Here is a 17,313-nt window from a genome sequence, read left to right as displayed (position 1 = left end):
TCACGCTCGCGCAGGTTGAGGGGCTGTTCGTCGAGGTGTTCACCGACATCGCGGGGACCGACGAGGTGGGGGTCGACAGCGACTTCTTCGATGACCTCGGGGCCGATTCCATGGTGATGGCTCGTTTTTGTGCGCGGGTGCGCAAGCGGCCCGATCTGCCGTCGGTGTCGATGCCGGATGTCTACAAGCACCCGACGATTCGGAGTCTTGCAGCGGCCCTCACCACTACGACAACCGACACCGAACCCGCGCCTGCATCGCAGCCGGCAACTCCGGCGGCTCCCCTTGAGCCGCCGAGGCAAGCCCGCGACGGCAAGTACGTCCTCTGCGGGGCGTTGCAGCTCCTGGTCCTCCTCGGCTACCCCGCCCTCACCGCGGCCATCTGGGTGGCGGGCTTCAGGTGGGTTTCGACCAGCCCGAATCTGGTCGACGTCTATCTTCGGTCGGTCGTGTTCGGCGCCGCGATGTTCCTCGGCCTGTGCACCCTTCCGATCCTCGTCAAGTGGGTGCTCGTCGGCCGGTGGAAGCCGCAGGAGATCCGCGTCTGGAGCATGGCGTACTTCCGCTTCTGGCTGGTCAAAACCCTGATCCAGCGGAACCCGATGGTGCTGTTCGTCGGTTCACCGCTCTACACCCTCTACCTGAGGGCACTCGGCGCGAAGATCGGGCGCGGCGCCGTCATCTTCTCCAGGAACCTGCCCGCGTGCACCGATCTGCTCCGCATCGGCGACGGCGCGGTGATCCGGAAGGACTCATTCTTCAACGGCTACCGAGCCCACGATGGTGTCATCCAGACGGGTGCGGTGAACATCGGCAAGGACGCGCTCGTCGGCGAGGCGACGGTGCTCGACATCCGAACCTCGCTGGGTGACGGGGCCCAGCTCGGGCACTCGTCCGCTCTGCACGTGGGTCAGGCAATACCCAGTGGGGAACGCTGGGTCGGCGCGCCTGCCCAGCGGGCCGAGAAGACGAACCAGATGGCGGTCTCAGCGTGTGACGTGGGCACAGGCCGACGGGTGGTCTTCTCGGCCGTGCAGCTGGGGAACCTGCTCCTGCTGGGTCTGCCGCTGACGTTCGGCATCGCGGACTTCGCGATCCCTCAGCTCCCGGAGTTCGGCCCCCTGCTGGACTCGACACCGGTTGCGCTCACGACCTGGACGTTCTTCCGTGACGCGCTGGTCATCTCCGCCGTGGCCTTCTTCGGCGCCGTGCTCGTCGGCCTCGTGCTCGTGGGAACCGTTCCGCGCGTGCTGAACCTCTTCATCAAGCCGGACAAGGTCTATCCGCTGTACGGATTCCGTTACTGGGTCCACCGCGCGATCGCCCGCACGACCAACATCAGGTTCTTCATGACTCTCTTCGGTGGAACTTCCTACATCATCTACTACCTGCGTTGGTTGGGCTACAGCCTTCGGGGCGTGCGGCAGACCGGTTCGAACTTCGGCGAAATGGTCAAGCACGACACCCCGTTCCTCAGTGCGGCCGGCAGCGGAACGATGGTCGCGGACGGGCTGTCCATCATCAACGCCGATTTCTCGAGCACCTCCTTCCGTCTGTCCCAGGCATCGATCGGGCGGGACAACTTCCTGGGGAACATGATCGCCTACCCCCCGCAGAGCAAGGCGGGCGACAACTGCCTCCTCGCGACGAAAGTCATGGTTCCCCTCAACGGACGGGTGCGGGAAGGCGTGGGCTTGCTCGGCGCGCCCAGCTTCGAGATCCCGCGATCGGTCAAGCGTGACAGGGAGCTCGACGTGAGCAGCGCAGACGAGCTGCGCCGTGGCCTCAGGGCCAAGACCGTCTACAACACCATCAGCATGGCGCTGTTCCTGTTGGTCCGCTGGACATTCTTCTTTTCCGTCACCGTGGTCTACCTGGCTGCCATCAACCTCTTGCAGTTCCTGGGCGCGCTCGCGCTCGCGGTCGCACTGGCCACCGCAGTGGTCATCGTTTTCACGGTCGCCTACAACGTCGTGGTCGACCGGCTGTTCCGGCCGCTGCAGGCCTTGGTGCCACAGGGGTGCTCGATCTACGAGAAAGCTTTCTGGCGGCACGAACGCTTCTGGAAGGTGAGTTCCCTGACCTATGTCCTCGCCTTCAACGGCACCCCGTTCAAGACCGTGATCTGGCGGATGCTGGGTATGCGGGTCGGCCGCCGGGTCTTCGACGACGGCCTCCGCGTGCCTGAGCGGAGTTTCACCACGATCGGCGAGCACTGCACCCTCAATGCGGACACCATCGTCCAGTGCCACTCGCAGGAGGACGGCGGGTTCAAGTCTGACCGCATCGCGATCGGTGCCGGCTGCACCCTCGGTGTCGGCGCATTCGTCCACTATGGCGTGACGGCGGGCGACGGCGCGGTGCTCGCCACCAGTTCTTTCCTCATGAAGGGCGAGGAAATGCCACCGAACGCACTGTGGGGCGGAAACCCCGCCACCGAGATGCGCGAGCACCCGGGCGATCTGCAGGCCCGAAAGAACAGCGATGACAACGGCGCCGCCGTGCTCGTCCGCGGCGGCTGACCCCCGGCAAACGTGGAACGTGGGGAGGATTCGATGGACAGACAAGCGGGGTGAGACCGGCCGGGCGTTCTTGCGTGCTGTCCTGCTTGCGGGCGGCGCGACCGCGACCCCGCGGTGGACGCTCGACCCGGCACCGGGCGTCGCCGAGCACACCGCGACCCCCGAAGACGACCTCGCGGCAGCGCTGCGCCGGCCGGGCGATGGGATGGCGCTGCCGCTTCACTCGACTGGCCGCATACGCGAAGGCGTAGTCATGCAGTGTCCTTAAAGGACATCGTCGAGCTACCGCACCGCGAGCACGCCCCGAACTGCTGACCTCCTCCTCTGGTCGGAACCGAAGGGAGATCGAGATGTCATCATCATCATCGCTGGTGGACGTGGATCTGCAGCTCGGCAGGGTGCCGATGTTGCGGGCCGATGCCACCGGCGACAGACCGGCCTGGGCGGCCGTGCACCGCGCTGCCTTGCGTGCCGTCGTCGCCGAGCACGGTGCGGTCCTGGTCCGCGGTCTCGGGCTGCGCGATGCGGCCGAGGTCACCACGGTGTTCCGTGACCTGAACACCGCAGGCCTGATGACCGAGAGGGAGGCGTTCGCGGAGCGGCAGACCTACACCGAGGGCGTCTACTCCTCGTCGAAGTGGCCACCGAACCAGCCGATGTGCATGCACCACGAACTGAGCTACCGGCTCGAGTTTCCCGGGCTGATGCTGTTCGCGTGTCTGTCCGCGCCCGCCAAGGGCGGGGCAACCGGTGTGGCGGACTCGACAGCCGTGCTCGACGCGCTGCCCGGTGACCTTGTCGAACGGCTCGAGCGGGAGGGCTGGACGCTCGTCCGCAACTACAACGAGGAGATCGGCGCGACGCTCAGCCAGGCGTTCGGCACCGAGGACCATGGCGCGGTCGAGAGCTACTGCCGCGCCAACGCCATCGAGTTCGAGTGGCAACCCGATGGCGGGCTGCGCACCTGGCAGCGCCGCAGCGCGGTGCTGCGGCACCCGGTCACGGGCCGGCGCTGCTGGTTCAACCAGATCGCCTTCCTCAACGAATGGACGCTCGACCCCGAGGTGCGCGAGTTCCTGGTCGACACCTATGGCGCCGAGGGGCTGCCGTTCACCACCCGCTTCGGCGGCGGCGACCCGATAGGTGAGGACGTCGTGCAGCTGCTCAACGAGGTCTACGAGGCCAAAACCATGCGGGAGCCCTGGCAGGCGGGCGATCTGATGATCGTCGACAACATCGGCAGCGCACACAGCAGGGAGCCCTTCACCGGACCGCGCGAAGTCCTGGTCGGGATGGCTGACCCGGTTCGCCTGGCCGACTGCTCGCCGACCGTCGAGGTCAACGTCGGATGACCACGTCGCTCGTGCGACACACGACTCGACTAGGTCCGGGCGCTGGGCACTTACCTGTTCGGCTGATCCACCGGGTCAGCTCACCCGCAATGGCGCCTTTGGCGTCACTGCGGCGATCGCCCCGGACCTCGACGAGCGCTACATCGACACCGTCTACCAGTCCGACTGTGGGGAGGGATCCCGGCCCTGTCCTCTGCGGCGAGCCGGCGCAGGGCAGGAGGCTGGGACCCGTCGGCTGCGAGGCGAAAGGAACAGAAAGGAATCTTCCGAGATGGTCATCCGGTTGCCGGACTTCGTCGCTAGGTCCGCCCAACGCGCCCCCGGCGCGCCCGCCCTGACCGCGCGAACGACCACGATCTCCTACGCGGAACTGTACGAGCGGACGGAGCGAGCGGCCGCCGGCCTGCGCGATCTCGGGCTCGACGCTGGTGAGCGCGTCGCGGTCTTCCTGGACAAGAGGATCGAGACCGTCGTGGCGCTGTTCGCCTGCTCGCGGGCCGGTGGCGTGTTCATCCCAGTGAATCCCGTTCTGCGGCCCAGGCAAGTGAGGCACATTCTCGATGACTGCGCCGTGCGGGTACTGGTGACGTCCGCGGATCGGCTGCGGACCCTGCGCGCCGAGCTCGCCACCTGCAAGTCACTCTCCCACGTCCTCGTGCTGGGCGACTCGCCTGGTGAGGACAAGGAAGCCGCTTACCGCATGCATTACTGGTCAGAGGTCGCCGAGCGCGCAACCCCGGCGGTGTGTCTTCCAACGGGTGGCGTCGACACGGACATGGCCGCGATCCTCTACACGTCGGGGAGCACCGGGACCCCGAAAGGCGTTGTCCTGTCGCACCGCAACCTGGTCGTCGGCGCGGAGAGTGTCAGCACTTACCTGAACAACACGGCAGAAGACCGGATCCTGGCGGTTCTCCCGCTGAGCTTCGACGCCGGGCTGAGCCAATTGACGACTGGCGTTTACGTTGGTGCCAACGTGGTGCTCGCCGACTACCTGCTGCCGGGAGATGTCGTCCGGCTGTGCGCGGAGCACCGCATCAGCGGGATGGTTGGTGTACCGCCTCTGTGGATCCAGCTCGCGGCCCAGACGTGGCCATCCGAGGCCGTAGCCGGGATGCGCTACTTCGCCAATACTGGAGGGCGCCTCCCGCGCGTCACCCTGCAACGGCTGCGAGCGATCTTCCCGGCTGCGGCGCCGTACCTGATGTACGGCCTCACAGAGGCGTTCCGCTCCACCTACCTCGATCCGAGTGAGGTCGACCGGCGGCCGGACTCGATCGGCCAGGCTATCCCGAATGCCGAGATCCTCGTGGTCCGGGAGGACGGCGGCTTGTGTAGCCCGGGTGAGCCGGGTGAGCTGGTACACCGAGGTCCGCTCGTCACGTTGGGTTATTGGAATGACGCGCAGCGGACGGCCGAACGGTTTCGGCCGCCGCCGAACCGTCCAGTCGAGCTGTGTACGCCTGAGCTGGCGGTCTGGTCCGGCGACGTCGTCGTCCGCGACGAGGAGGGCTTCCTGTACTTCGTCGGACGGCGCGACGACATGATCAAGACATCGGGGTATCGGGTCAGCCCGCAAGAGATCGAGGAAGTGGCCTACGAGACTGGACTGGTCCACGATGCCATAGCGCTCGGCCTCGAGGATGAGGCGCTCGGTCACCGGGTCGTCCTCGTCGTGACACCCCGCGATCCCGCCGGCTTCGACCCAGCCGTGGTGACCGCGCGCTTGCGGCAGGAACTGCCCGGCTACATGGTGCCCGCCGAGGTGATGGTCCGCAGCGCCCTGCCCCAATCGCCGAACGGCAAGTTCGACCGGGCGGTCCTTCGCCACGAGCTCGCTGCTTCCCGCCCTCAGGAGCCCGCATGACCGCAGTCGCTCACGCGCGCCCCACGATCTGCCCGTTCGCATCGCCAACGGCATACCCCACTGCGGCGGCCACCCGGCAGGGTTGCACGCCGACTGCGACGGTGCCACCCACGGCAAGGAGTCGCGCGGCTACACCTTCCTCCTCGACGGCGCCCTCCACCACAAGTTCGCGGCCTTGGGAAACATCGGACAGGTCATCCGCAAGACGAACAACCCGGTCGCCGTCGCGAACCGCATGGGCGTGCCGGGTGCTGAGACCGTCGGCGTGCCCGGGAGCTTGTGCATTCCGCTGGACCTGCGCGCACTTGATGTCCGCCTCCCGAGTGCCGAGATCGGCGACCTTGTGGCGGTCTTTCGGGCTGGCGCCTACCGGATGGACGCCAGTCCTACAGCGTTCCTGGTCGTCCGACGCCGAGGGAGCTGTTGATGTATATCGCAGGCCGCCGGGCCTGTACGACCGATGAGGAGAATCCCTATGGCTCGCTCGCCAGAGATCTCGCAAGCGATTTTCGAGGACGTCAAGGCCGTCGTGGTGGCCACGCTGGACATCGAGGACCGGGCCGATGCCCTCGGGCCGGAGACGGGACTGTACGGCAATCTTCCTGAACTCGATTCGCTCACTGTCGTCAAGCTCATCGTCGCCTTGCAGAAACGGTTCGGGATCGAGATCGAGGTCGACGAGATCGTCGGTGACATCTTCGACACACTGGGGCGGCTCGCGGCCTTCGTGGAGTCCACGGTGTACCGGAAGCCGCTCGGCGGAGTCAAGTGCTAGAAATAATTCGCCACGGCATGACGGCCGCAGACCCGGTACCCGCGCCTGGCGCGCGTCGCCGGGGTGAACGAGGCCCGCAGAGCTGCCTTGCATTCCGCTCGCCGGCAGGTCGCCGGTTATACCAGGCGTGGTCAAAGGCCCCGGCGCTTGCAATTGCCGAGCCGAGAGTCGAGCTGGAACATGCCGGAGTGCAGCACGACTGGCGGTCCGTCAGGTGATTTCGTAAGCGATCGTGAAACCGCTGCTCCGCGTGTAGGGCACGCGGCCCGTCCTCTGCTTCCGATGGCCCGGGCAGGATGCGGGCAACGCAGGCGCCGGTAATCCGCAGGAGATCGGCTGGCACGGCGTCACTCCGCCGATCGGAAATCCCGCGAACTGCCGGCGAGCCTTTTGAGGTCGAGCAGGGTGACCTGGTGTCGGCGACCAGTGACACGGTGGCCTGCCCGACCTGGACGATGCCGCGCACGAGCAACGCCGGGCTGGCCAGCCAGATGCTTCGGTGCTCTTCGACCGGAGCTGGTACAACCGCGCGGGCGCGGAGCGCGAGCTGGGGTTCTCCACGCCGACGAGTACCCGCAGGCGTACCCGATCTTCGAGAGGTTGCTGTTCGGCGCCGACAACCTGCTATGGAAGTGCCGATTCTGGGTTTCGCATGGGGGCGACCGCTCGCGGGCGAAGGACGACACTCCCGTGCACACCGGTATCCCCGAGGCTCCTTGGGATCGTCGTCGACAGCGACCAGCAGCGGCGCGGGTGCGCCGACCGTCGCCTGCACCGTGAGGTGCGCGACTGCGCGCCAACGTCGCTGAAGAGTCCCGCGCTTTCGTCCCACGGGGAAGGGACTTCGGCCCCTGACCGGCGGGGTCGTCGCTGAGCGACCGTGGGATCACCGCCGGAACCGGAGGCGGGGAACGGAGGCCGGGACGTGAGCGGAGGGGCAGTCCGCGCCGCAGTGGTGGCGGGAGTCGACGAATCGGAGGCGGCGCTGGCCGCCGTCCGGTGGGCGGCGGAGGAAGCCGCGCGTCGCGGTTGCGCGCTACAGCTGTTTCACGCCGGGCTGTTCGAGACGGCGGACCTGACCGCACGGCAACGGTCGCCGGAAGTCCCCCCGCTGCTCGAGCGGGCCCACCGCTGGATGCGGCGGGCCGCGCAAGTCGCGGAAGAGACGGCGCCGGGCGTCAGGGCGGAGTACTTGGTGCGCCTCGGCCCCGCCGCCGACTTGCTGATCGAGCACTCTGCGGAAGCCTCACTCGTCGTCGTCGGCTCCCACGGCATCGGCGGCTTACGCGGTGTCGCCATCGGTTCGGTCGCGCTCCGGGTGGCCGCGGGTGCTCACTGCCCGGTGGTAGTCGTGCGCGGGCGGGTGAATCCGGACGGACCGGTGGTCGCCGGCGTCGACGAGGACGACTGCGCGCTCCAATTCGCGTTCGAGGCCGCTTTGAGCCGGGGCGTGCCGGTGATCGCCGCGCACGCGTGGCACGAGGGACTTCTGGACGAAGAGGAGATCGTCGAAGCGGAGTCGCAGAGCGAAGAAGAGGAGCCTTGCCGGCTGGTCGGCACCTTGGCGAGAAAGTACCCCGAGGTGCAGGTGCGCAGCCGGCTGATGCGCGACCGCTCCGCTGCGCGGGCGCTCATGGGGTTCGACGATGCACAGCTGATCGTCATCGGCACCCGTGGCCGGGGCCCCGTTTCCGGCGGGCTCTTCGGCTCGACCGGCAATCGGCTGCTCGCGCAGGCAGCATGTCCGGTCGCGGTCGTCCACTGAGTCGGAGGAGGTACCTCGTGCGCGCACGGGACATCATGAGCCGCCCAGTAGTGCGGGTCGGGCCCGCTACTCCGGTGCGGGAAGCGATCGCATTGCTGACCGGACACGGCATCGCCGCGCTGCCCGTGGTTGATGACAAAAACCGGGTCCTCGGTCTTTTCACGGAGTCGGACGCCCTGACCGGAGTGTTGACGGGCGAGCCGGTCGGGCCGGGTCTGCTCGTGGAGTCGGTGATGACCAAGCCGGTCGAGGTCGTGGGACTCGACACCGACGTCAGCGACATCGCCGCCGGGATGCTCGTCGACCGGCTCCGCAGCATTCCGGTCGTCGACGACGGGGGGCTCGCGGGCATCGTGAGCCGGCGCGACCTGCTCCGCCCGCTCGTGCGCCACGACGACGCCATCGCCTCGCAGGTGCGAAGCCTGCTCAGCGACTACACCGGACACCGAGACCTGTGGTCGGTGTCCGTCACGGGCGGGCTGGTAACCGTCTCCGGGACGTTCGTCGACGAAGCCGAACGGCGCCTCGTCGCCGCGCTCACGAAGACAGTCGACGGCGTGACAGAGGTGGAACTGTCGGGACCGGTGGCGGTCACCGGCGCGGACCTCGAGGAGGGTGAGTGACGCATGCACAACCGGGCGACTGGCTCATCGTGAAAGGGTCCGGGTAGACCTATCCGAACAGCGGGGCCGGATCCTCGCTGTCGGCGGGCCGGACGGGACACCGCCCTTTACCGTCCGCTGGCTCGCCGACGACCGCGTGTCGACGATATTCCCCGGACCCGACGGCGGCGTCCTGACCGAAGCCGAGATCATCGAGCGCGACGAACAGGACCGGCTCCGGTTCGAGCGCCTGCGCGCCGCGCGGCGGGCGGGAAGTGCACGCAATGTCCGGACGTGACGAACGCTTGGTGCTGGCCGGGATCGATGGCTCCGATTCGGCGCTGCACGCCGCGGAATGGGCTGCGGCGGTGGCCGCCCGCCGGGGCGCCGTCCTGCGCCTGGTGCAGGCCTACATCGTTCCTCCGCCAGGGGTGTCGGGGATGGCAGTTCGCGCCGTCCGGGCCGGGTTCCGGGCCCAGGCCGAGTCCTGGCTCGCAGAGGCCGAAGGCGCCGTGCTCGCACGCTGGCCATCGCTGAAGATCCAGCAGGCCGCTGTCGAGGGCAGCGCGGTGGGCATCTTGCTGCGGGAGTGCGCGAGCGCCGAACTGGTGGCATTGGGTTCCCGCGGTCTCGGCGGGTTCACCGGGCTGCTCCTCGGCTCCACCGCTGTCTCGCTCGCCGCCCACGCGCCTTGCCCCGTCGTCGTCGTCCGTGGCCGGAAGCCGGACGATCCGCCGCCGGTGGGCGGTCCCGTCCTGGCCGGGCTCGACGGCTCTCCCGACAGCACCGATGCGCTCGGCTATGCCTGCGAAGAAGCCGCCGCACGGGGAACCACTCTCGTGGCGATCCACACCTGGAGTGAGATCACCCCGGACGGGTCGCTGCGGAAACGGGACTTCGACCCGGAGGCCGTTGCCGCAGCCGAGCGCCGGCTGGTGGACGAGCAGTTGGCTCCCGGGCGCGAGAAGTTCCCTAAGCTGCCGGTCGACGTGGTGGTCGTGCGTGGCCGGCCGGTCCGGGCACTGCTGGAACGCGGCGCCGAGGCCCAGCTGATCGTCGTCGGAAGCCGCGGGCGCGGCGCATTCACCGGGATGCTGCTCGGCTCCACGAGTAAGGCACTGCTGGTGCACTCCGCGTGCCCGGTCGCGGTCGTGCGGCCGGGAAGCAGGAAGTGATCGCGAAGCTCCCGTCCCTCGGGAGCGACGGCGCGCTTGCGCGTGCCCTTCGACTTCATTTCCCGCGATACCCGCATTGCGGTTGCCGCATCACGACCTCGTGCTGAGGCAAGTCGGAACCTGGTGGCGGCTCGGTCGCGGTGACGACGCCGGGCGCCGGGTCGAAGCGCCGCCGGCGGGCGAGAACTCAGAGGAACTGCGGTGGATTGTCCGCGCGAGCAGCCGCGACTCGGAGTTCGTTCGTTGGCCGTCCGGGTGCTGCCCGCGTGTGCCAAGAGCGCGTCGGCAAAAGGGCCTGGAGTGGGTGTTCGGTCACCGAGCTGAGGACGTTGGTCCTTCGCGCCGGTGACTCCGGACCGGAGCGCCGGATGCCGGGTGTTGCCTATTTTCGGTGTAGCAACGAGAGGGAGAACCCGATGCGTGCACGAGACCTGATGTCCGCGCCGGTGGTGACGGTCCATCCATGGGTGCCGACCAAAGAGGCCGCGGAGGTGCTGTCCGAGCACGGATTCACCGCACTGCCGGTGGTCGACGACGACGAACGTCTCATCGGTATCGTCACCGAAGTCGACCTGATCCGCGGCCGGATCCCGGCTGACACCCGGTCGGCGCACCTGCGTCCCGAACCTCCCGCGCCGGTCGATAGGACCGTGGAGCAGGTGATGAGCACGCCGGCCACCGCGATGTCTTCCGGCACCGACGTCGCCGACCTCTGCCAGGCTCTGGTCGACGCGAAGATCCGGGCGATGCCGATCGTCGACGGCAGCCGCGTGGTGGGCATCGTGACCCGGGGAGACGTGGTCCGGGTGCTGGCGCGAGACGACGCCGCGATCGCGGCGGACGTGCGGCACCGGCTCGAGATCTACGGCGGGACGGGCCGCTGGAAGATCGAGGTCCACGACGGGATCGTACGGATCGTGGATCGCTACGACGACACAACCGACCGTCACGTCGCCACCCTGCTCGCGCTGGCGGTGCCCGGTGTTGTCGGCGCCGAAACCGCGTCCTCCGGAGAGGACCCGTGGTCATGACATCGCACAACAGCGCCACCGTGGTGGTGGGCGTCGACGGTCCCCCCGGTGCCGACGCAGCCGTCCAATGGGCCGCGCGCGACTCGTGTCCGGACGCGCCCGCGATCTCGAAATCGTGCACTGCCTGCAGGTGGTAGCTCTCTACTACGTCGGTGCGCCGGCCGGGAGCGATGTGCTGTTCGACCAGCTCCGGCAAGAAGGTGACCGGATCGTCGCGAAGGCCCGGGAGCAGGCACTTTCCGTCGACGCGGCTCTCGCCGTGCGCACGGAGGTGCTCACCGACGCCCCGCGTCGCTGGAGGGAGAGCCGTCGAAGCCGACGACGATGACGCGGCCGGTGGCCGGGGACGCGGAACTCATCGGATTCGCCTTTCCTCGGGTACCGGTCGAGCGTCGATGAACGGGGCGACCGGCGGCTAGGGCCGTCCGCCGCCGGGGCGGGGACTTTGGGCCCCAGCGGGGGTAATGGGCCTCGGTGAGCATGGGATGCGCCGCAGTACCCGTCTCCGGGGAGCAGGAGTGAAGATGACGATCTCACCGTCGGCGGTGGCCCTGGCCCCTTCTGAGATCACGGTGCTCGCCCGCGCGGTGAGCCAGGCCCCGTCCGTCCACAACACCCAGCCGTGGCGGCTACGTGTCCGCAAATCCGACGTCGACCTGGTCGAGCGCACTGCCGTCAGGCTGCCCGCACACGACCCGGAGGGCCGCGACCGGTCCTTGTCCTGCGGCGCGGCACTCGCGCACCTGCAGCTGGCGGCGCGCGTGCTCCGGCGGTGCGACACGACGTCGTTTCCGCCGGCAGGCGCGGTCGTGGCCACCGTTCACGCAGTCCCCGGCGTGAGCCCGGGCTCCGCGGACCTGGCGCGCTACCACGCCATCGGGCGCCGCAGGAGCCACCGCCGGCGATTCAGCACCAAGTCAGTGTCCGAAGTGGACTCCACGGCCGTGGCGGCGGCGGGTGCCGAGGCGGATGTCCAGGTGGTCGAGCCTGGCCACCTCGACGCGCTGGGCGAGATGCTGGGCTTTGCCACGCGCGTGTTCCGTGCCGACCCGGCGTACCAGCGCGAGCTGCACTGGTGGACGGCGCGCACGTTCGGTCTCCGCGCGCTGGGCGCCGAGGACGGTGTGCCCGAAGCGGCGCTGAGTGGTGAAGCCCTGCCGGCCGCGGGCCTCGTGCGGTCGGACACGCCGGTGCCCGACGATGCGCGGCTGACCGAATACCTCGAGACGGAGCGGCTTTTGGTGTTTTGCACCGACGGAGACACCAGGCATCAGCACCTGGCCGCAGGCGCGGCGGTCGAACGGACCTGGCTGGAAGCCACCGCACGCGGTCTGGTGGGCTCGGTCCTCACCCAGGCGCTGCACCTGGTGGGCTTCCGCGAGTTGCTCGCCGAACGGCTCGATCTGCCGGGTGTGCCGCAGGCGATCTTCCGGTTCGGCCACCCGGCCCTCTCGGTGCCTCCGTCGCCTCGACGTTCGCTGGTCGACCTGCTGCCGGACGACTTTCCCGGCCCGCGGACCGATCCCGACGACCCGACCCGGAGCACCTGATGAGCACGGCCTTACCCTCCGCCGTCGAACAAGCGCTGGCGGCGGCGGTGCGCGCTCCGTCGCCGCACAACACCCAGCCGTGGCGATTCGTCGTGGACGGACCGCGGATCGAGGTGTGGCTCGACTGGAGCCGGGTGCTCACGGTCGCCGATCCGGCCGGGCGTGAGGCGCGGCTCTCGTGCGGCGCGGCCGTGTACAACCTCGTCCTCATGTTGCGAAGCAACGGGTACGGCGCCGCGCTGCGGGTTCTGCCGGACCCGGCCGAACATGATCTCCTCGCGGTGGTCCGGTTCGACGGGAAAGTGCATCCGGCTCCGGCGGACCGGCGCCTGGCTGAGGCCATTTTCCGCCGGCACACCAATCGCCGCCCGTTTTCCACGCGGCCGGTCTCGACTGCGGCACGCGTCCGGCTCAGGTCGGCGGCGCTGGCCGAGGGTGGCCTGCTGGAGTTTCTCGACACCTCGAGCCGCTACGCGAAGGTGACCGCGCTCGTCCGGCGTGCGGAGGCCGATCAGGCCACCGACACGGCATTCCGAGCAGAGTCGGCCCAGTGGACCGGCCGGGAGCCGGAGAGCACCGACGGTGTGCCGACGGTCGCGTTCGGACCGCAACCTGACTTGCCTGGTGCGCTGCCCCTGCGTGCCTCGCACCAGAATCCCGCCATCCCGTCGCGGTCGTTCGAGCAAGACGCTTTGCTGGCCGTCGTCTTGACGCGTGATCACGGCGCGGCCGCGGACGTGCGTGCCGGTCTCGTCCTGCAGCGAGTCCTGCTGACTGCGACAGCCGATGGCCTGGCCACATCCTTCGTGTCCCAGCCCTTCGAAACGAAGGCAACCCGAGGGCCACTGCTGGAGCTCTTCCGCGGAGTCGGGCAGCCGCACACCCTGTTGCGCATCGGCCACGGCCTACCAACCCGGATGACGGCGCGCAGGCCGGCAGCCGACGTGACGACGATGCGCACGACGCCGGACGCGCCGATGGGTGGACCGTCCTCAGGAGGTTCCGGTGGCGGGCATACCACGGAGCACGTCTCGGAACGTCACCATGCCGACCAGGATTCCGTTGTCCACCACAGGTAGTGCGCGCACGCCCGCATCGGTCATGCGATGGGCGATTTCGGCCGGATCGAGATCTCCCGGCACAGCCAAGCCGGGGGTGCGCATAACGGTCGCGACCGTCCGGTGGCGGCCCAGCATCGCGCCCGTGTCGGGATCACCGGTGGCCGCGGAGTCGCTGGGAAAGCCGGCCTGCACGAGATCGACCTCGCTGACGAGCCCGATCAGTTTGCCGGCCTGGTTGACGACCGGGAGCGTGGTGAAACCGCGTTCGGTCATCACACCTGCGGCCTCCACGAGTGAGGCGGACGGGGTCACCGCGATCACCGGCGTGGTCATGATGTCGCGCGTCTGCATGGCGGACTCCGTTCTTCCTGATCCGACCCTGCCGGTCGCATGGACGAGAGACCAAGGGTCTTTGGCCCTCATCTGGCAGGCAGTGCGGTCGGGTGGCAGGGACCGGCGACCCGCCCCCGCGGGTACAAGGCCTCTTCGACCTGGCCGGTGTGCGGCCCATGTGGGGGGACGAAACCCATTGCGCGGCAAGGAGAGGTGAGAGACATCAACTCGTCGGCGAACCGCTTGCTGCGGTGGTGGCACCTGCTCGTTCCCGGGCACGGCTCGGTGGCGCGGACCTCGGACCGGGTGCAATCCGCGCTGGTGCTTGTGACGATCCTGGTGGCGCTGGTGGCGATTCCGTTCTCCGCGGCGGCCGGCTCGGCGGTCTACGCCGCGCAGAAGGCGCAGTCCACCCGGGAGCTCGCCGAAAACCGACCAGCGACCGCGACGCTCCTCGCAGATGGGCCGCCGGTTTCCGTCGGGGGCCGCAGCGGGGAAGTCGGCAGTCCGATGCCGACAGACGCGATGTGGTTTGGTCGCGATGGAGTGCGCCACTTCGGACGCGTGAACGCGAACGCAGGCACACACCGCCGCGACGTGGTACCGATCTGGGTGGACAGCTCCGGGACCGTCGTCGCTCCGCCGACCTCTTCTGCGGGCGCGGTGGTCAACTCGGCAGCCGCCGCAGTCGGCCTCTATTTCGTCACGTGTTTGGCACTGGCGGTGGCCTACGGGATTTCCGTGTTCGCGTTGAACCGTTATCGCGCCGGGAAGTGGCAGCAGGAGTGGTACGCGGAGTTGGCGAAGAAGGCGCATTCCTGAGTCGCTTCGCCTCGAGGCTGTGGCTCACTCCGGGCGGCGATGCCGAGCCGGGGGAGCAGCTGAAGGGACCACGCGAGGAGCGGTGCGTCCTCGAATCCGCTCGGCGTAGCGCGGACGACCAGGTTGCAGGCAGGATTGCCGAACTCGGCCCGCGCTGCGGAGAGGACCGCGGCAAGCAGCGGGCGAGTGGGTCGCGATGCTTGCACGGGGTACCACCGCGAAGTCGGCTCGTGGAGCGTGAACCGCACTTGGCAGTCGGCGGCCAGAGACGAAAGTCCTCTGCAATGGCGCAGCGGTGACCATCGTCGTCACGACGAAGGCCGTGTGACTCTCCGGATTCAGCCGAGACCGCTCGTAGCTTGGGGATACGAACGACTTGGCGGAGGCGGACAGGATGAACGCGCTGCGCGCGAACCTCTACGAGATCCGGATAGCCGCGTGCTGCTTGCGCCGAGGTGCGACTGCTCGGCCCCCGTCCAGCCTGTTCGTCCGCGAACTGCCGCGCTACTGGCGGTCTTGCTCGCGGCCGGACTCGAGGAAGGCCTCGAGCTTCTGCACGACTTCCGGGAGCTCCCGACTTGCTCGCGACGGCGGGCGAGCCCCGGTTTCCCGGCCCCGTGCCGGAGAACCCTGACCGCCGATGTAGCCGGGCGCGTGTGGGACGAGCGCGATCGCGCACTCACGGTGGCGCAATAGCGCCGATCACGGCAAGAAGAGGAGACAGTGATGCACAGCAAGCAGTGGCACGTCGACCTGTTCCTCAGCGAGGAGGGGGGTTGCACGCACGCTCGGGCCCGGTTGAGCACCGGTGCCGCCACGAATCTCGAAGCGGTGGGCAGCGCGCGCCTCAACCCGTCGGATCGCGATGTGCCCGAGATCGGCGACGAACTCGCGGCGGCGCGGGCCTTGAGCGAGCTGGCACACCGGCTGCTGGACGTGGCCGCCGGCGACATCGAGGGCGTCACCCACGAGTCGGTGCGGCTCGAGCGCTGACGGGAGGTCGGGATGCGCGCGGTGATTGTGTACGAATCGATGTTCGGTACCACCGAGGAGCTTGCCCGTGCTGTGGCCGAGGGGCTTGGTGCAGCCGATGTCGTACCTGTGGACACGGCACCCCACGACCTGGCGGGCCGCGACCTGCTTGTCGTGGGCGCGCCGACGCACGTTCACGGCTTGAGCCGGCCGGCCACGCGCAAGGCTGCGGCAGAGCAGACGCCTGAGGAGACCCGGACGCACGAACCGGGGATGCGCGAGTGGCTGGCCGCGTTCCAGATACTGCCCCCGGGATTGGACACGGCCGTCTTCGAGACTCGGCTCGCCAAACCGCGGTGGCTCACCGGGTCGGCGGCGCGAGCGGTGGCGAAGGCCTTGCGTCGGCTCGGCCACGCGCCGGTGGTTCCGCCGGCGAGCTTCTTCGTCGAGACGGCAGGGAGCGAAACCCGGCTAGTCGGGGGAGAACGGGCCCGAGCTCGGGCGTGGGGCGCGAGCCTGGCCGTAGCCCGGCGTACGCGGCCCGGCCGAGCCTGAGCCCGCTCAGCGGACGGTCCGGCTCTCGGTCCGGGTTCCGGTGGCAACCCGCCGCTACCTGCAGACCGCCGAGCGGCGTGCAGTCGACGAGAGCGATAAGGACGTGGTGCCGGAGCCGGCACCCGAGCCGGGAGCATGACGGGCGAACTCGGACCGGTTCCCGAACTCGGGGCGGGAACCGGCTCGAGTGGTGAGCTCAGGCTGTGCGGCTGTAGGCGGCGAGACTGCGTTCGCGCGCCTCTTGGGAGATCGTGCGCAGGAGCGTTGTATGGGCGGCCTGAGTGAAGGGATAGGCGACCGGCCAGTATCGGCGGAACTTGAGCCAGCTCTGCGGGTCGGTCAGCTGCACGCGGGTGTCGATCGTCAGCAGGCTGCGGTGGGCGCCATACGGGCGGGCCCCGAAGGTGATCACGAGCTTCCCGTACCCGGTTCGGCGAACTCCGCGAAGTCCTCGGGCTCAACGCGTCGCCAGGCGATGACGAGACGCCAGAACTTGCCTGCCACGCCGACGGCGAACTCGGTGCCGGGGTGCTCGCCGAGCAGGGCCCAATCCGATGCGCTGTCGAGATCGTCGACAGTCAGGCGGGTCGGCCTGCGCGGCGGACCGTGTCGGCGGCCACTCCAGCGCGCGGGCAGCTCGCGCAGCCGTTCGGCCGTCGTGAAAAGCCCGCTGTGGATGTCGGTGAGGTCGAGGTTGCGGGCGGCGGCGTAGGTCTCCCTGATCGGTGCGTCGACGACGGTGTGGCGCACGAGCGTGGACTGCGGGTGCGGGGCGAAGCCGTTACCGAGCAGTTCGAACGAGATCGTGTTGGACGTGCTGGATGACTATTCGAATAAGAGCGTGTCTCACTTGGATTTTGGTTGACGTCCGGGCAAGATCGTGAATTGTGATGGATGAGTTGTCACGGCGGCTGGTGCCGGACGAGTTGTG

20 protein-coding genes are annotated in these 17,313 nt (G+C 68.7%); 17 read left to right on the top strand and 3 right to left on the bottom strand.

All coding sequences use genetic code 11. The features are described 5' to 3' along the window. The first annotated feature begins 35 nt into the window (after window positions 1-35). The 14 genes from AB0F91_RS45170 (at window position 36) to AB0F91_RS45105 (ending at window position 13,718) form a co-directional block, all read left to right on the top strand. Window positions 36-2,522: a Pls/PosA family non-ribosomal peptide synthetase gene (locus tag AB0F91_RS45170; protein WP_360608350.1), complete on the top strand. Its 2,487-nt coding sequence runs from the start codon at window positions 36-38 to the stop codon at window positions 2,520-2,522. 350 nt (window positions 2,523-2,872) lie between these two features. Next, window positions 2,873-3,874, top strand: coding sequence for a TauD/TfdA family dioxygenase (locus AB0F91_RS45165; RefSeq protein WP_360608348.1), 1,002 nt, complete (start codon window positions 2,873-2,875; stop codon window positions 3,872-3,874). A 271-nt stretch (window positions 3,875-4,145) separates the two neighbouring features. After that, window positions 4,146-5,741: an acyl-CoA ligase (AMP-forming), exosortase A system-associated gene (locus tag AB0F91_RS45160; RefSeq protein ID WP_360608346.1), complete on the top strand. Its 1,596-nt coding sequence runs from the start codon at window positions 4,146-4,148 to the stop codon at window positions 5,739-5,741. Between the two features lie 82 nt (window positions 5,742-5,823). After that, complete coding sequence (locus AB0F91_RS45155) at window positions 5,824-6,168, top strand: hypothetical protein (RefSeq protein ID WP_360608344.1); 345 nt, start codon at window positions 5,824-5,826, stop codon at window positions 6,166-6,168. 48 nt (window positions 6,169-6,216) lie between these two features. Continuing rightward, the gene (locus AB0F91_RS45150) at window positions 6,217-6,516 is read left to right on the top strand and encodes an acyl carrier protein (RefSeq protein ID WP_360608342.1); all 300 of its coding nucleotides are present in this window, start codon (window positions 6,217-6,219) and stop codon (window positions 6,514-6,516) included. 499 nt (window positions 6,517-7,015) lie between these two features. Continuing rightward, the gene (locus AB0F91_RS45145) at window positions 7,016-7,390 is read left to right on the top strand and encodes a hypothetical protein (protein WP_360608340.1); all 375 of its coding nucleotides are present in this window, start codon (window positions 7,016-7,018) and stop codon (window positions 7,388-7,390) included. Window positions 7,391-7,396: 6 nt separating this feature from the next. Next, a complete protein-coding gene (locus AB0F91_RS45140) occupies window positions 7,397-8,281 on the top strand; it encodes a universal stress protein (RefSeq protein WP_360608338.1) in 885 nt (294 codons plus the stop codon). A gap of 17 nt (window positions 8,282-8,298) precedes the next feature. After that, a complete protein-coding gene (locus AB0F91_RS45135; RefSeq protein ID WP_360608336.1) occupies window positions 8,299-8,904 on the top strand; it encodes a CBS domain-containing protein in 606 nt (201 codons plus the stop codon). Then, window positions 8,897-9,181 carry a DUF1918 domain-containing protein gene (locus AB0F91_RS45130; RefSeq protein WP_360608334.1) on the top strand — a complete coding sequence of 95 codons (285 nt, stop codon included), beginning with the start codon at window positions 8,897-8,899 and terminating at the stop codon, window positions 9,179-9,181. Before AB0F91_RS45135 ends, AB0F91_RS45130 begins: the two co-directional genes overlap by 8 nt. Further along, window positions 9,168-10,058, top strand: a complete 891-nt coding sequence (locus AB0F91_RS45125; RefSeq protein ID WP_360608332.1) for a universal stress protein — start codon at window positions 9,168-9,170, stop codon at window positions 10,056-10,058. The genes AB0F91_RS45130 and AB0F91_RS45125 overlap by 14 nt, the downstream gene beginning before the upstream one ends. 416 nt (window positions 10,059-10,474) lie before the next feature. Beyond that, the gene (locus tag AB0F91_RS45120) at window positions 10,475-11,089 is read left to right on the top strand and encodes a CBS domain-containing protein (protein WP_360608330.1); all 615 of its coding nucleotides are present in this window, start codon (window positions 10,475-10,477) and stop codon (window positions 11,087-11,089) included. A gap of 67 nt (window positions 11,090-11,156) precedes the next feature. Further along, window positions 11,157-11,417, top strand: a complete 261-nt coding sequence (locus AB0F91_RS45115) for a hypothetical protein (RefSeq protein ID WP_360608328.1) — start codon at window positions 11,157-11,159, stop codon at window positions 11,415-11,417. Between the two features lie 196 nt (window positions 11,418-11,613). Then, window positions 11,614-12,639 (top strand): nitroreductase, encoded by a 1,026-nt coding sequence (locus AB0F91_RS45110; RefSeq protein WP_360608326.1) that lies wholly within the window; start codon window positions 11,614-11,616, stop codon window positions 12,637-12,639. Continuing rightward, on the top strand, window positions 12,639-13,718 hold the full coding sequence (locus AB0F91_RS45105) for a hypothetical protein (RefSeq protein ID WP_360608324.1): 1,080 nt from the start codon (window positions 12,639-12,641) through the stop codon (window positions 13,716-13,718). Before AB0F91_RS45110 ends, AB0F91_RS45105 begins: the two co-directional genes overlap by 1 nt. Here AB0F91_RS45105 and AB0F91_RS45100 read toward each other — a convergent pair. Continuing rightward, window positions 13,632-14,033 (bottom strand): CBS domain-containing protein, encoded by a 402-nt coding sequence (locus AB0F91_RS45100; protein WP_360608322.1) that lies wholly within the window; start codon window positions 14,031-14,033, stop codon window positions 13,632-13,634. The two genes, AB0F91_RS45105 and AB0F91_RS45100, sit on opposite strands and share 87 nt — an antisense overlap. 327 nt (window positions 14,034-14,360) lie before the next feature. On the opposite strand from AB0F91_RS45100, the gene AB0F91_RS45095 reads away from it, so the two are divergent. From AB0F91_RS45095 to AB0F91_RS45085, 3 genes are all read left to right on the top strand, one after another. Further along, entirely contained in the window at window positions 14,361-14,855 is a 495-nt protein-coding gene (locus AB0F91_RS45095) for a hypothetical protein (RefSeq protein WP_360608320.1), read from the top strand. Window positions 14,856-15,581: 726 nt separating this feature from the next. Continuing rightward, window positions 15,582-15,848, top strand: a complete 267-nt coding sequence (locus AB0F91_RS45090) for a DUF1876 domain-containing protein (RefSeq protein WP_360608318.1) — start codon at window positions 15,582-15,584, stop codon at window positions 15,846-15,848. A 12-nt stretch (window positions 15,849-15,860) separates the two neighbouring features. Beyond that, window positions 15,861-16,382, top strand: coding sequence for a flavodoxin domain-containing protein (locus AB0F91_RS45085; RefSeq protein WP_360608316.1), 522 nt, complete (start codon window positions 15,861-15,863; stop codon window positions 16,380-16,382). Window positions 16,383-16,578: 196 nt separating this feature from the next. Here the strand turns inward: AB0F91_RS45085 and AB0F91_RS45080 are convergent, their stop codons facing one another. Both AB0F91_RS45080 and AB0F91_RS45075 read right to left on the bottom strand, forming a co-directional pair. Then, complete coding sequence (locus AB0F91_RS45080) at window positions 16,579-16,794, bottom strand: hypothetical protein (protein WP_360608314.1); 216 nt, start codon at window positions 16,792-16,794, stop codon at window positions 16,579-16,581. Beyond that, window positions 16,791-17,132, bottom strand: coding sequence for a hypothetical protein (locus tag AB0F91_RS45075; RefSeq protein WP_360608312.1), 342 nt, complete (start codon window positions 17,130-17,132; stop codon window positions 16,791-16,793). The genes AB0F91_RS45080 and AB0F91_RS45075 overlap by 4 nt, the downstream gene beginning before the upstream one ends. Window positions 17,133-17,313 lie beyond the last annotated feature (181 nt).

This window comes from Amycolatopsis sp. NPDC023774 (genome assembly GCF_040639695.1).
In the GTDB taxonomy this organism is placed as follows: Bacteria; Actinomycetota; Actinomycetes; order Mycobacteriales; family Pseudonocardiaceae; genus Amycolatopsis.
This window is presented reverse-complemented; position numbering and strand designations above follow the sequence as displayed.